Annotated in this window: 15 protein-coding genes and 2 tRNA genes; 7 read left to right on the top strand and 10 right to left on the bottom strand. The window is 69.9% G+C overall.

Translation table 11 applies throughout. The features are described from left to right. Positions 1-45 precede the first annotated feature (45 nt). The 3 genes from DAERI_RS01345 (at position 46) to DAERI_RS01335 (ending at position 2,341) form a co-directional block, all read left to right on the top strand. Positions 46-1,608, top strand: a complete 1,563-nt coding sequence (locus DAERI_RS01345; protein WP_103127951.1) for an acyl-CoA carboxylase subunit beta — start codon at positions 46-48, stop codon at positions 1,606-1,608. A 74-nt stretch (positions 1,609-1,682) separates the two neighbouring features. Continuing rightward, the gene (gene mazE / locus DAERI_RS01340; protein ID WP_103127677.1) at positions 1,683-1,922 is read left to right on the top strand and encodes a type II toxin-antitoxin system MazE family antitoxin; all 240 of its coding nucleotides are present in this window, start codon (positions 1,683-1,685) and stop codon (positions 1,920-1,922) included. Further along, the gene (locus DAERI_RS01335) at positions 1,919-2,341 is read left to right on the top strand and encodes a type II toxin-antitoxin system VapC family toxin (protein WP_103127676.1); all 423 of its coding nucleotides are present in this window, start codon (positions 1,919-1,921) and stop codon (positions 2,339-2,341) included. The genes mazE and DAERI_RS01335 overlap by 4 nt, the downstream gene beginning before the upstream one ends. Positions 2,342-2,351: 10 nt before the next feature. Here DAERI_RS01335 and DAERI_RS01330 read toward each other — a convergent pair whose 3' ends face one another. The 7 genes from DAERI_RS01330 to DAERI_RS01300 form a co-directional block, all read right to left on the bottom strand. Beyond that, positions 2,352-2,891 (bottom strand): CAP domain-containing protein, encoded by a 540-nt coding sequence (locus tag DAERI_RS01330; protein ID WP_103127675.1) that lies wholly within the window; start codon positions 2,889-2,891, stop codon positions 2,352-2,354. Between the two features lie 31 nt (positions 2,892-2,922). After that, positions 2,923-3,615 carry a hypothetical protein gene (locus tag DAERI_RS01325; protein WP_103127674.1) on the bottom strand — a complete coding sequence of 231 codons (693 nt, stop codon included), beginning with the start codon at positions 3,613-3,615 and terminating at the stop codon, positions 2,923-2,925. Positions 3,616-3,677: 62 nt separating this feature from the next. After that, positions 3,678-3,752: transfer RNA gene (locus DAERI_RS01320), tRNA-Glu, on the bottom strand. 224 nt (positions 3,753-3,976) lie between these two features. Next, entirely contained in the window at positions 3,977-4,489 is a 513-nt protein-coding gene (locus DAERI_RS01315) for an HD domain-containing protein (protein ID WP_103127673.1), read from the bottom strand. Positions 4,490-4,550: 61 nt separating this feature from the next. Further along, positions 4,551-5,522, bottom strand: a complete 972-nt coding sequence (trxB, locus tag DAERI_RS01310; protein ID WP_103127672.1) for a thioredoxin-disulfide reductase — start codon at positions 5,520-5,522, stop codon at positions 4,551-4,553. Positions 5,523-5,591: 69 nt separating this feature from the next. Next, positions 5,592-6,086 (bottom strand): hypothetical protein, encoded by a 495-nt coding sequence (locus DAERI_RS01305; protein WP_103127671.1) that lies wholly within the window; start codon positions 6,084-6,086, stop codon positions 5,592-5,594. Between the two features lie 241 nt (positions 6,087-6,327). Next, a tRNA-Gln gene (locus DAERI_RS01300) sits at positions 6,328-6,401 on the bottom strand. A gap of 256 nt (positions 6,402-6,657) precedes the next feature. Between DAERI_RS01300 and DAERI_RS01295 the strand changes: the two genes are divergently transcribed. Further along, positions 6,658-8,421, top strand: coding sequence for a 30S ribosomal protein S1 (locus tag DAERI_RS01295; protein ID WP_103127670.1), 1,764 nt, complete (start codon positions 6,658-6,660; stop codon positions 8,419-8,421). A 67-nt stretch (positions 8,422-8,488) separates the two neighbouring features. On the opposite strand, the gene DAERI_RS01290 is transcribed toward DAERI_RS01295, so the two are convergent. Together DAERI_RS01290 and DAERI_RS01285 are read right to left on the bottom strand one after the other, a co-directional pair. Beyond that, a complete protein-coding gene (locus tag DAERI_RS01290; RefSeq protein WP_103127669.1) occupies positions 8,489-10,717 on the bottom strand; it encodes a DNA internalization-related competence protein ComEC/Rec2 in 2,229 nt (742 codons plus the stop codon). Next, positions 10,717-11,094: a ComEA family DNA-binding protein gene (locus DAERI_RS01285; protein ID WP_165794025.1), complete on the bottom strand. Its 378-nt coding sequence runs from the start codon at positions 11,092-11,094 to the stop codon at positions 10,717-10,719. The genes DAERI_RS01290 and DAERI_RS01285 overlap by 1 nt, the downstream gene beginning before the upstream one ends. A gap of 78 nt (positions 11,095-11,172) precedes the next feature. On the opposite strand from DAERI_RS01285, the gene yedA reads away from it, so the two are divergent. The 3 genes from yedA to DAERI_RS23220 are packed head-to-tail and all read left to right on the top strand — an operon-like array spanning position 11,173 to position 12,641. Continuing rightward, complete coding sequence (yedA, locus tag DAERI_RS01280) at positions 11,173-12,078, top strand: drug/metabolite exporter YedA (protein WP_103127668.1); 906 nt, start codon at positions 11,173-11,175, stop codon at positions 12,076-12,078. After that, positions 12,075-12,404, top strand: a complete 330-nt coding sequence (locus tag DAERI_RS23225) for an antibiotic biosynthesis monooxygenase (protein WP_369689436.1) — start codon at positions 12,075-12,077, stop codon at positions 12,402-12,404. The genes yedA and DAERI_RS23225 overlap by 4 nt, the downstream gene beginning before the upstream one ends. Before the next feature lie 24 nt (positions 12,405-12,428). Then, positions 12,429-12,641, top strand: a complete 213-nt coding sequence (locus DAERI_RS23220; protein WP_501162147.1) for a hypothetical protein — start codon at positions 12,429-12,431, stop codon at positions 12,639-12,641. A gap of 160 nt (positions 12,642-12,801) precedes the next feature. On the opposite strand, the gene hpt is transcribed toward DAERI_RS23220, so the two are convergent. Further along, positions 12,802-13,329: a hypoxanthine phosphoribosyltransferase gene (gene hpt, locus DAERI_RS01270; protein WP_103127667.1), complete on the bottom strand. Its 528-nt coding sequence runs from the start codon at positions 13,327-13,329 to the stop codon at positions 12,802-12,804. Positions 13,330-13,361: the final 32 nt, after the last annotated feature.

Here is a 13,361-nt window from a genome sequence, read left to right as displayed (position 1 = left end):
GGGGACGCGGGCCGTCCGAACAGTTGTTTGGATAGCATGGGCCGCATGACGCAACCCGGGGTAGAACTTCAGGAACTCATCGCCGCGATGGAGCAGCGCCGCGCGAAGGTCGAGGCGGGCGGCGGGCCGGAGCGCCAGCAAAAGCAGCGCGAGGGCGGCAAGCTCACGGCCCGCGAGCGCATTGAGCGGCTGCTCGACCCCGGCAGCTTCATGGAACTCTCCACCTTTGTGGAGCACGGCGCGAACCGCCTGATGGCGGGCGTGGAGGCCCCCGGCGAGGGCGTGGTGACCGGGCGGGGCACGATTGCCGGGCGGCAGGTCTTCGTCTTCAGCCAGGACTTCACGGTGCTGGGCGGCTCGCTGGGCAAGATGAACGCGGCCAAGGTCACCAAGGTGATGGACCTCGCCGCGAAGACGGGCTGCCCGGTGATCGGGCTGAACGACTCGGCGGGAGCGCGCATTCAGGAGGGGGTGGATTCCCTCTCCGGTTACGGCGAGATCTTCTACCGCAACGCGATCTACTCGGGCGCCGTGCCGCAGATCAGCGCGATCCTGGGGCCGTGCGCGGGCGGCGCGGTGTATTCCCCGGCCCTGACCGACTTCATCCTGATGAGTCGGGGCACCTCGTACATGTTCATCACCGGACCGGAGGTCATCAAGTCCGTGACGCGCGAGGACGTGACCTTCGATCAGCTCGGCGGGGCGGACGTGCATACCCGCAAGTCCGGCGTCGCCCACCTGGAGTACGACGGCGACGAGGCCGTGCTGGACGGCATCCGCGAGTTGCTGAGTTACCTGCCGCAGAACGCCCACGAGCAGCCTCCCGTGCGGGAGTGCTTCGACCCGGTGGACCGCCCCAACACGCGGCTCCTCGACATCATCACGCCCGACCAGCGCAAGCCCTACGCGATGCACGACGTGATCCACGAACTCGTGGACGACGGCACCTTTCTGGAAATCCAGCCCGGCTGGGCGAGGAACATCCTCTGCGGCTTCGCGCGGCTGAACGGCTTCCCGGTGGGCATCGTCGCCAACAACCCCAAGGTGATGGCGGGGACGCTGAACATCGACGCCTCGGACAAGGCCGCCCGCTTTATCCGCACCTGCGACTGCTACAACATCCCGATCCTGACGCTGGTGGACGTGACGGGCTTCCTGCCGGGGGTGGCGCAGGAGCACGCCGGGATCATCCGCCACGGGGCGAAGATGCTCTACGCCTACGCCGAGGCGACGGTCCCCAAGGTCACGCTGATCACGCGCAAGAGCTACGGCGGCGCCTACCTCGCCATGAACAGCCGCGACATGGGCGCCGACGTGGTGTACGCCTGGCCCACCGCCGCCGTCGCCGTGATGGGCGCCGAGGGGGCGGCCAACATCGTCTACCGCCGCGAGATCCAGAACTCGGAGAACCCGGAGGCCACCCGCGCCGAGAAGATCGCGCAGTACAAGGAGACCTTCGACAACCCCTACGTGGCCGCCGCCAAGGGCTACATTGACGACGTGATCCCCATCGAGGACACCCGCCGCCGCTTGATCCAGACCTTCGCCATGCTGCGGGACAAGGTGGAGACGCGGCCATACAAGAAGCACGGAAATATGCCGCTGTAAGCGTCTATCCCTGCCCAAGAACCTCACTCTCACGCCTCCTTACCTTTTACAATCGGGGGTAAGGAGGCCCTTCCATGCGGACAACCCTGACCAGCAAGGGTCAACTGACGCTGCCCGCCGAGATTCGCAAAAGGTTGCGGCTGAAGCAGGGGACACAGTTCGAGGTCACGACCAACGAGCAGGGCCAGGTGGTCATGACGCCCGTTGTGGAGCCGGATGATCCGTTTGCCGCCTGGGTGGGCGTACTGGAACCTCTTCCAGAAGGAATGTCCTCGGCAGAATTCATCCGTGAGCTGCGAACCGGGGATGAATGAGCACGGCGCTCGATTCCAACGTCATCAGTGCCCTGCTGCGTGCAGAGTCACCACAGGCGGAGATTCGCCGACTCCTCAACGCCGCGCGGCGGGACGGCCCCCTGCTGATCTGCGGCGCGGTTCACGCGGAGTTGCGCGCCGGACCTGGCGTTACGGCCGAGTTGCTTGACCGCTTTCTCTCCACGACGGGCATCGGGATCGACTGGACTCTGGAAGAGCATGTCTGGCGCTCTGCCGGAACGGCCTTCGCGGGCTACACGGCCCGCCGCAGGGTCTCGGGAGGTGGACGACCCCGGCGAGTCCTCGCGGACTTCATCATCGGTGCCCATGCCGCGGCGCGGGGGGCACAACTTCTGACCCTGGATCCGCACCATTACACGACCTCTTTCCCCGAACTCAGGGTCCTCACGCCCACCTGACGCTCTTCCCTCAGCGCGCCCCGAAGTCCTGCACCCAGTAGTGCCCGTAGGTGCTTCCCGCCTTGTAGGCGTACCCCACGCCCAGTTCCCTGAAGTTCGGGTTCATGACGTTGCGGCAGTGGCCCTCGCTCGCCAGCCACCCGGCGACGACCTCCTCGGCCGAGGGCTGCCCGGCGGCGATATTCTCGCCGACCGTCTGCCAGGTGTACCCCGCCGCCGTGATGCGTTGGTCAAAGGTGCGGCCGTCCGCGCTCGTGTGGTCGTGATGGAAGTAGTTCTTCGCCGCCATGTCCGCCGCGTAGCCCTGGGCCGCCCGCTCCAACTGCGCGTTGTACGTGAGGGGCGTGGTGGCGGCGAACCGGGTCCCTCCGCAGGACCGGGCCTGGGCGCGGGCCTGATTGGTGAGGTCCAGCACCCGCTGCGCGAAGGGGCCGCCGGGTGAGGAGGGGGTGGAGTCCGGCCCGGGGTCCAGGGAGGAGCCGGGCGCGGAACCGCAGGCCGTCAGGGCCAGCAGACCCCCGACCAGGGCGAGCAGCTTGCAGGAGCGCATACCCCAGTAGAGCGGACGGGGCCCGGGGACCCTATGAAATTCCCGTCGTTTCCGGGCCAGGTCTCCCGGGTCCGTCCAGCCGCCGGTAGGTCACCGTCACCTCGTCCGCGACCTCCAGGGGGCTGGTATCGGGCAGGCTCGCCCTCAGCCCGCTCCCGAGCGTGTGGGCCGCGTTCAGCAGGGGCGCGTCGGCGGCGGGGTCGAGGGTGCCCCACAGGTGCGCCCCTCCCGCGCCGTCGGGTGAAGCCCGCCACAGCAGGGCCCCGACCGCCTCTCCCCCCGCATAGGCCGTGAGCAGCGCCGCGCCCCGGTCCCCCTCCAGCCGGGGCGCGAGGTGCCGGGCGAGGGCTCCCGCCCACTCCGGCGTGCCGTGCGCCTCGGCGAGGACGGCGGCCCAGCCAGGCAGCGCGAGGCGCGAGACCTGCTCGACGACGATCACGCCCGTGTCCGGCTGCGGGTGATAGGAACCGACCCGCACGGCGCCGACCTCCTCGCCGGGCAATGGCACGGTGGCAGCCACCACCGCGGGCATGTCCTGCGCGTGGTGCCAGGCGGCCACCAGCGGCAGGCGGTCCAGGTCGGCGTCGGGCACGAAAGTCGAGTTCAGGGCGAGCACGTTCACGCCGGGGGTGTGTAGGGTGACCGCCCCCCGGAAGTCGCGCCGAATCGTCGAGAGCGGCTCGAAGTACGCGACGAGTTCGGACAGGACCGGGGGCAGGGTCATAGCGGGAGCCTAGCGGAGCGGGCACGAAAAAACGCCGCCCCGGACAGGAGGGCGGCGCGCGGTGGTGACCCCAACGGGACTTGAACCCGTGTCTGCGCCTTGAGAGGGCGCTGTCCTGACCGCTAGACGATGGGGCCGTCCGGGGTTGCTCCCGTCCGGGGACGGTGTCAGGCGCGAGGAGGGATTGTAGGGGAGCGGGCAGGGGAAAGTCAAGCGGGGGGCCACTGAACGCCAGGGCCACCGCAAAGTCGGGGGCTGGCAAAGCTTGCCGCGGTCAACCCCTCAGTCAGCTTCGTTGACAGCTCCCCTTAAGGGGAGCCTGGTACGGCCCACCCGGCGACTTTACGGTGGTCCTGGCCGATCATTCCAGATCGTCGTAGTGGTGGAGCAGCGCCGCCTCGGGGTCCCCGACCGCGTGGTGGTGCCGGGCGACCAGCCGGGCCACCCGGGGCCGCGCGCCCGCCCGCGCCAGCAGCTCCGCGCCCAGTTCCGGGTGGTAGGCCCGCACCGCCAGCGGCCCGAACGGCAGCAGCCGGGCCAGGCGGTTGGGCACCAGGCCCACCAGGACGCGCTCGGCCACCCGGTAGGGGCGGATGCTCTTGCCGCAGTCGTGGAGCAGCGCGGCAGCCACCACCTCGGGCGCCGCGCCCGGGTGGTCGCGCAGCAGGTGGCGGGCCACCCGGCAGGCGTGTTCGCGGTCGCGGGCGTCCATGCCCAGGTACACGCGGGCCTCCCGGGGTGTGAGCTGCGCCGCGGCCCAGGTGTCGTCGGGGTGGGCGTAGCGTTCACTCAGGCTGCGCGCGAGCCGCCGCACCTTGCCCAGATACCCGCGGACCTTGCGGGTCACCCGGGCGGAGAGGGGCAGGGAGCGCATACCGTCAGCATAAGGGAAGGGGCCCCCTCTCCCCTTCCCCCCGTGAGGCTTTTCGGGCCCCTCAGTCGGCCGCCGTCTCGGTTTCCAGCTCCAGCGCGGCCAGGGCGCGCTCGGCACTCATCGCCGCGCGGGTGCCCGCCCCCACGCTGGTGGCGAGCTGGCGGTACACGTAGTCCGACACGTCGCCCGCCGCGAAGAGCAGGGGCACGCTGGTGTAGATCTCGTCGGTGACCTCGACATAGCCGTCCTCGCGCAGCCGCACGGTGCCCCGCACGAAGTCGGTGTTCGGCACGTGCCCGATAAAGATGAACACCCCGTCGGTGGGCATGTCCGTCACCTCGCCGGTCCCCAGGTTCTTCAGCCGCACGCCCGTCACGTGGTCCTCGCCCTGAATCTCCTCGACCACCGTGTTCCAGATGAATTTCATCTTGGGGTTGGCGAAGGCCCGCGCCTGGGCGACCTTGTTCGCGCGCAGGGTGTCCCGGCGGTGGATCAGGGTGACCTCCTCGGCGAACTTGGTCAGGAAGAGCCCTTCCTCCACCGCCGCGTCGCCGCCGCCGATCACGACGACCTTCTTGCCGCGGTAGAAGAAGCCGTCACAGGTCGCGCAGGTGGACACGCCCTTGCCCCAGAAATGCTCCTCGCCGGGCACGTTCAGGCGGCGGGGGTTGGCGCCGGTCGCCAGGATCACGCTCCTCGCGCGGTAGGTGCCGCTGTAGCCGCGCACCGTGAACACGTAGGGGTGGCTGGTCGGCGTGGACTCGATGGCCTCGACCTCGTCCATCTCGATGCGGGCACCGAACTTCTCGGCCTGCTGCACCATGCGCTGCGAGAGCTCCATGCCGCTGATGGGCTCGGGAAAGCCGGGGTAGTTCTCGACCTCTTCAGTCTGGGCGATCTGGCCGCCGGGCAGGCCCTTTTCCAGCACCAGCGTGCTGAGGCTGCCCCGGCCCGCGTAGATGGCGGCGGTCAGCCCGGCGGGGCCACCACCGATAATCACCACGTCGTAGTCCTGCATGGGGGCGCTCGTCATGGCAAAAGCGTACCACCATGCACATTTCAGGACCGTCAGCCAGGCACACTTTACTTTTTAAAGCAGGGGCTAGCGGTCGGCGAACCGCTCGGCGTACTGCCCGGCGAGGAAGATCGCCTGGTAGGTCGCGTTCATGGTGTCGAGGATGCGCCCGCTGTACTCGAACGCCCACTCGCCCGCCCGGTTCTGCCACCACACCCCCAGCAGGGCGGCGTGGTCCCCGAGATTCAGGCGGATGGGGACGCTCTCGAAGCCGGGCGCCTCAGTCTCCAGCACCATGCCGTCGAGGAAGTCCAGGGAGCGCGGCTGGCTGTGGATCATCACGGCGTAGAGGTGCCCGACTTGCTCGCCCTGACGGCGGCTCAACTCGGCCAGGTCTACCCGGAACTCCCGCTTCTCGGAAAAGACATCGGGCGAGCCCGGGAGGTGGGTGATCTCGAACTCGCTGCGGTTCGGAAAGTCGACGATGCCGTTCGGGGAAACGTGGACGACCTGAAGCTCGGCGTGCACCACCGGCAGGGCAGCGGAGCGGACGGTCAGGCGAAGCGTGGGGCGTTCATTCAAGGGCAGACCTCCTCGGACAGGGCCGCTCGTCACCACCGGCGGCGTGTACCTTTGCCAGCATCGAGCGCTTGTTCGGAGGAAGCCCTGCCTTTCCTTTGAGGTGCTTTGGAGGGAAGTTTAAACCTTCCCAGAGGGGCGCGGCGACGAGGTACCGCCCGGCACTCCCGCCGGGTCTCCCGCGCTTCCTCGCTGCTCCGTGACGCCCACATGAAAAATCCCCGCGCGCGGCGGGGACCTTCTTTGGCTGGGGCACAAGGACTCGAACCTTGATTAACGGTGCCAGAAACCGTCGTCCTGCCATTAGACGATGCCCCAACGCGGGACTCTGGCCGCTCAACGGGGAGCTGAGCGTGAGGGAGTATAGCCGCCGCCCCCAGCGCCGTCAACTGCCGCCCTTGTGGGCGCGGTGCACTTTCCCCGACCGCCCGTCCGTAAAAAAGCGAATAGACCGCGTTCAAACCGTGCTTGCCCCCCCCATCAGGCGGTGCTACACTGAGGCGTTGCCGCGCCGAGCGCGCAGGTTACGTGGTACCCGCGCGGGAAGTGCGGGTGCCCAGGAGGACAGGAGTTCATGGAAGACCAGACCCAGACCCCCGCCGCTGAGGGCGGGACCATTCAGCCCGTGCCGGGCACCGAGCAGCAGGGCACCCAGCAGGCCCAGGTGGCACCCGCACAGGCGAGCGCCCCCACCAGCAGCGCGGACGACCGCGACTACCCCGCCATGACCATGGAGGACGTGCTCGCGAGCGAGGCGACCGAGCACCAGTCCGTCAGCCGGGGCGACATCGTGGACGGCACCGTGGTGTTTATCGGCAACGAGGGCATCGCGGTGGACATCGGCGCCAAGGTGGAGGGCACCATCCCCCTCAACCAGATCGCCGAGGAGCCCGTGACGCTGGAGCAGGCCCAGGGGATGTACAAGCCCGGCGACAAGATCGAGGCGTACGTCGTGCGGGTGGACCTCGCCAACAACCAGATCGTTCTCTCCAAGAAGCGCGCGGACCAGGACAAGGGCTGGCGCGTGCTCGAAAAGATGCAGGAGAACGACGAGGCGTTCGAGGTCGAGGTGCTCGAGAAGGTGCGCGGCGGGCTCGTGGCGCAGGTCGAGGGCATCCGTGCGTTCCTGCCCGCTTCTCAGGTGGACACCCGCCGGGTGAATGACCTGGACCCCTATGTGGGCAAGCCGCTGATGGTCAAGCTGATCGAGCTGAACCGCAAGCGCAACCGGGTCATCATCAGCCACCGCGCGATCATGGAGGCCCAGAAGGCCCAGGCGCGCGAGCAGACCATCGGCAAGCTGGTGCCCGGCGCCACCTTCGAGGGTGAGGTCGTCGAGATCACCGACTTCGGCGTCTTCGTGAACCTGGGCGGCATCGACGGTCTGGTGCACCGCAGCGAGCTGACCTACGGCCGCTTCAACCACCCCCGCGACGTGGTGAAGGTGGGCGACAAGGTCCAGGTCCAGGTCATCGACGTGGACGAGGGCCGCGAGCGCATCAACCTCTCCATGAAGTCGCTCACCCAGGACCCCTGGCAGGGCGCGGTGGAGAAGTACCACATCGGCCAGCGCGTGAAGGGCAAGGTCACGAACCTGACCAACTTCGGCGCGTTCGTCGAGCTGGAGCCCGGCCTGGAAGGGCTGGTTCACGTCAGCGAGATGAGCTGGACCAAGCGCGTGCGGCACCCCAATGAGGTGCTGAAGGAGGGCGACGAGGTCGAGGCCGTCATCCTGCGGATCGACCCCCGGGAGCGGCGCATCAGCCTGGGCATTCGCCAGACCACGGACGATCCATGGAGCGCGCTGCCCGACCGTTACCCGCCCGGCACGCCCGTCAAGGGCAAGATCACCGGCATGACCGACTTCGGCGTCTTCATGGAGATCGAGGAGGGCATCGAGGGCCTGATCCACATCAGTGAACTCGACACGCAGCGCGTGAACAACCCCGCCGACCTCTTCAAGAAGGGCGACGAGATCGAGGCCGTGATCCTGAACATCGACCCTGTGGAGCAGCGCGCGAGTCTGTCGCGTCGCCGCGCCCTGGGTGGCGGTGGCCCGGTGCGCGACTTCGTCAGCCAGGGCGGCGGCTCGCGCAGCGACCGCTACAGCAGCGGTGGCGGCCAGGGTGGCAACCGGGGCGGCGGTGGTGGTCGCGGTGGCCGCGGCGGCGGTGCCGACTACAACTACAACGCCAAGGACGCTTCTCAGGGCGGCAAGATCAGCACGAAGCTGGGCGACGTGTACGCCGACCTCTTCGCGCAGTTCGGCCTGGGCGGGGACAAGAAGGACAGCGCTCAGGGCGAGAGCACCGAGAACAAGGACAAGCAGGGCGAGTAAGCCCTTGCTGTAAGGAGAGGCCCCCGGGGAAACCTGGGGGCCCGTCCCTTTGGGGTGAGGTAGAGCCTCAGGGCAGCGGCCAGCGCACCGTGCCCAGCTCGTCGGTGCGCCAGACCTTCGCCCCGGCCTGAGCTATGCGGTTCAGCACGTCCGGGTGCGGATGCCCATAGGTGTTGCGGCCCACACTGATGAGAACGTCTTGGGGCGTGCTCTCGCGGAGGATCGCCTCCCCCGTGCTGTGGCGGCTGCCGTGGTGCGCCGCTTTGAGGAGGTCGAGGTTCCCCGCCCCGATCAACGCCTCAGCGGGGGCGGGCAGGTCGCCGAGGAGGGCGGTGCGGAAGCCGCGCGACTCCACTGTCATCGCCACGCTGTTGTCGTTGTCCTCGGTGGACCAGACCTTGCCCGTCGGCCACAGGACGGTCAGGGTCACGCCGTCCACACTGACGCGGTCACCGCGCCGGACCTCGCGCACGGGGACGTGGCGCTCCTCGGCGGCGGCAAGCACAGCCGTCAGCACGGGGTCGTCCGTCTTGCGCTGGCCGATCCACAACTCCCCGACGGGGAAGGCGTGCAACACCGCAGAGAGCCCTTCGATGTGGTCGGTATCCGCGTGGGTCGCCACCACTACATTGAGCGAGCGCACGCCCAGGGCACGCAGGGCCGGGACGACTGTTCGGGCACCCACGTCGAAATCGGAACCTACGGAGCCTCCCCCATCCACCAGAACATTCAGCCCGCGCGCCCGGATCAAGGTGCTATCCCCTTGACCGACATCGATGAACACCAGCTCGCGGGGAGGATGGATCAACCCGGGCAGCAGGGTCAGCACGGCGCAGGCGAGGAGCGTTCCCAGCGCAACCGGGGCCCGCACGCGGCCCCGCAGCCAAAGGACCCCGGCGAGGGCGGCGACCGCGTAAGCGGCGAAGCCCGCAGGTCCCACGTGGCCCCAGGTCAGGACAGGCGCGTGGCCGAACACCTCCACCACGAGCAGCAGGGCGGAGGCCAGCAGGCCCGTCAACCCGTTCACGGCGACGGCGAGCGGCCCCAGCAACCCCGCCAGGAAGCCCAACGGCACGAGAGCGGCCATCAGTCCCCCCGCGAGGAGGTTGGCGGGCAGGCCGACGAGCGGAAGCTGCCCGAAGGTCCCGGCGATCACGGGCAGGGTGGCGAGTTCCGCCAGCACGGTCGCCACCAGCGCGAGCCGCAGCCACATGGGCCAGCGCTCCGGCAGGCGCTGTGCCAGGCGTCCCGAGAGGGTCAGCCCCAGCACCGCCAGGAACGAGAGCTGAAAGCCCACGTCGAGCAGCCACAGCGGAAAGGGCAGCAGGCAGAGGATGGCGGCAAGGGCGATGACGGCGAGGGGGTCGGGTCGTCCGCGACCCAGCGCGTACCCCAGCAGGACCGCCGCCCCCATCAAGCACGCCCGGAAGATGCTGGGCGAGAGCCCCACGAGGAGCAGGTAAGGCCCCAGAAACGCCACCGCCAGCACGTACCGCCACACCAGCGGCACGCGGAAGCGGACCAGCAGCCACAGCACGGCGCCCGTCAGCAGCGCCACGTTCTGCCCACTCAGAGCCATGAGGTGAGAGAGCCCCGAGCGGGCGAAGGCGTCGCGGACCGAGTACCCCTCCCCGAAGTCCTCCTGGCCGATGTCGCCCCGGTCCCCGAGTTCGATGGCCTGCATCAGGGCGGCCTGACGCTGGCCCAGCCCCACGGTGAGCCCACGGCGGAACCAGCCGCGAACACCACCCTGAGGTGTACTCCCGCGAACCTGCGCCGCGACAAGCACGGTCGTCGGCGTCGGCACGAAGAGGCCACCCTGGCCGCGGAGCCACGCCGCCTGATCGAATCCGCCGGGCACGCGCCGCTCCTGCGGGCGTACCAGGCGGCCACTCAGCCGCACCTGACCGGGCGGAACGCGCGGCTTCGGGGACACCGCTACCCGGGCGGGCGGGTCCGAGAGCCGCAGGAACTGCCCGTCCCACTCCCCCGTCAGCGTGACCTGCGCGCCGACCCAGGGGGCCATACGGTCGGGCTGCGCCGCATTCAGATGCTGGGCGCCCAACCCCAGGCCCGTCCCGAGGAGCGCCAGCAGGGCCAGGGCCGGGCGACGGTCCAACACCGCGAGGAGCGCCCCGGCCAGCACCACCAGACCCCCCCACCACACCCCCAGCCCGAGCAGGATGCCGCCCATCACGCCGAGGGCGAGCGGCACGGGCCAGGCGAGACGGCCGGAGGTGGCGCGGGTGGGACCGAGGGCGGCGGGGCGGGGGGCAACGGCGTGCCGCCCGACCATCAGAACGTCACCAGCGGGCGCAGGGCGGAGAGGGTGGAGGGGCCGACGCCCTTCACCCGGTCGAGGTCCGCGAGGCTGCGGTAGGGCCTCCCCTGCACGATGCGGGCGGCGAGGGCCGGGCCGACCTTGGGCAGGGCCTCCAGTTGCTCGGCGGTCGCGGAATTGAGGTTGACCCGGCCCGAGATGAGCGGCTGAACGCTGACGGTGGTGGGGTACTCGGGGGCGGCCTCCCCGGGCTGTGCCGGGGGCGGCAGGCGGACAGGCGTGATCGTCGGCGCCCGGGCGGCCGGGTGCAGCACCGGGCCGAGGGCCAGCCCCGCCACGACGAGCAGGCCGACCACGAGCACCAACGTCCAGAGGCGTTCGGCGAAAAACACGCGGGCAGTGTACGGTGGGCCGGGACGGGCGGCTGCCGCACATTCGTCACCGCCCGCACCTGCGCGTATGCTCTCCCGGTGACTGCCGCCGCCTCCCGGACCGCCCGCCTGACGCCCACCGTCCTGCTCTCGCTCGCCCTGGTGTACGTCGTGTGGGGCAGCACCTATTTCGGGATCAAGGTGGCGATAGGCAGCCTGCCGCCGCTGGGGATGCTCGCCGTGCGCTTCCTGCTCGCCGGGGCGCTGCTGTACGCCTTCCTGCGGTGGCGGGGCGCCCCGGCCCCCACGGTGCAGGAGTGGCGGTCGAGTGCCGCCGTGGGTCTGCTGCTGCTGGGCGGCGGCACCGGGCTGGTCACGCTGGCCGAGCGGGACGCGAGCAGCTCCGTCGCGGCGATGGTGCTCGCGGTCTCTCCCCTCTTCGCGGCGCTGTTCGCCCGGCTGTGGGGTGAGCGCACGGGGGGGCGCGAGTGGCTGGGGATTGGGGTGGGCCTCCTCGGGATCGCACTGCTGAACATCGGGGAACTCCACGCCACGCCGCTGGCCGCCTTCCTCCTCATCCTGGCGCCGCTGTGCTGGACCTTCGGCAGCCAGTGGTCGCGCCACCTGCCCCTGCCGGGCGGGTTGATGGGCAGCGCGGCGGAGATGCTGGCGGGCGGGCTGATCCTGCTGCTCCTCAGCCTGGGGCTGGGGGAACGCTGGGGCACGCCGACCGCCGCCAGCCTGTGGGCGCTGGCGTACCTGACGGTTTTCGGCAGCCTGGTCGCGTACAGCGCCTACATGTACCTCGTGGCGCACACCCGCCCCGCCCTGGCGACGAGTTACGCCTACGTGAACCCGGTCGTCGCGGTGCTGCTGGGCGTGGGGCTGGGGGGCGAGCACCTGACCGGGCTGGGGTGGGCCGCCCTCGGGGTGATTCTGACCGGGGTGGTACTGGTCGCGTGGCCGCGCCGGGAAGGTGCATCCGGGACACAGGCCAGCGCGTGAAGGACGCCGTCCTGAGCGAGCAGCCTCCCCTGGACCCGGTGAACCTGATCGTTCGCCGCCGCATCCGCCCGGGCCGGGAGGCCGAGTTCGAGGCCCTGCTGGCCGAGGCCATCGACCGGCTCTCGCGCCTGCCCGGCCACCGCGGCACGGGGGTCATCCGGCCCACGCCGGGCGAACGCGAGTACACCCTGCTGGCCCGCTTCGACACGGTGACGAGCGCGGCGAACTGGGAACTCTCCCCCGAACGCGCCGAGTGGCTCTCCCGCGTCGAGCCCCTGGTCGACGGTCAGGTCCGCTTCGAGCGGCAGCCCGGCCTGGAGTTCTGATTCACGCCGCCCGCCAGTCCCACCCTGCGCCAGCCCCCGCGCTGGAAGATGGCGCTGCTGACCCTGGCGGCGCTGTACCCGGTCAGCCTGGCCTCGGGGCTCCTCCTGGGTCCCGTCCTGGGGCACTGGCCCCTGCCGCTGCGGGCGCTGGCCCAGGCCGTGCTGATCGTGCCGCTGATGACCTACCTGGTGATGCCCCTGGCGACCCGCCTCGCGGCGACCTGGCTGGGGCGGTAGGGAGGACGGGGGCAGCCTGAGCATCCCGCTGAGGGTTTACGTCCCAGACGGTCGGGGCGCGCTCCGTGCCGAGCAACGTCGGCTGCCCGCGATGATCCTGGCGGGGCTGACCCGACTGCCGCAGCCCTGCCGGAGGTGAGGGGCCGCCCGCCCCCCTCCCTCATTCCTGGCTGGTGATGAACGGCAGGTTCCGGTCGAACTGCGCCCGGTCCAGGCCGTAGCCGTACACGAAGGCGTCGGGGATGGTGAAACCCAGGTACTCGACGGGCACCTCCACCCGGCGGCGACTGGGCTTGCTCAGCAGGGCGGCGACCTTGAGGCTGGCGGGGCCGCGCCCCTGGAGGTAGTGCAGCAGGTAGTTCATGGTGATGCCGGTGTCTACGATGTCCTCCACGAGAATCACGTGGCGGCCACTGATCGGAAATTGCAGGTCCTTGACGAGCTTGACCTCGCCGCTCGTCTGCTTGGCGTCGCCATAGGAACTGGCCTGGAGAAAATCGATGGTGCAGGGAATACCGAGGGCACGCACGAGGTCCGCGTGAAAGAGAAAGGCGCCGTTGAGCACACAGATCAGGTGCGGCTCCCTGCCCGCGTAGTCGGCCCGAATCTTCTGTCCGAGTTCCTGAATGCGGGCCTGAAGCTGTTCCTGCGTGATCTGCACGGGGCCGTTGCCGGGGGCGAGGCTCATATCGGCCCAGGCTAACACGGCCCCCGCCCGCC

Source organism: Deinococcus aerius (assembly GCF_002897375.1).
Taxonomy (GTDB): Bacteria; Deinococcota; Deinococci; order Deinococcales; family Deinococcaceae; genus Deinococcus; species Deinococcus aerius.
The sequence above is the reverse complement of the archived record's forward strand: the minus strand, read 5'-3'. Positions and strand labels throughout refer to the sequence as shown.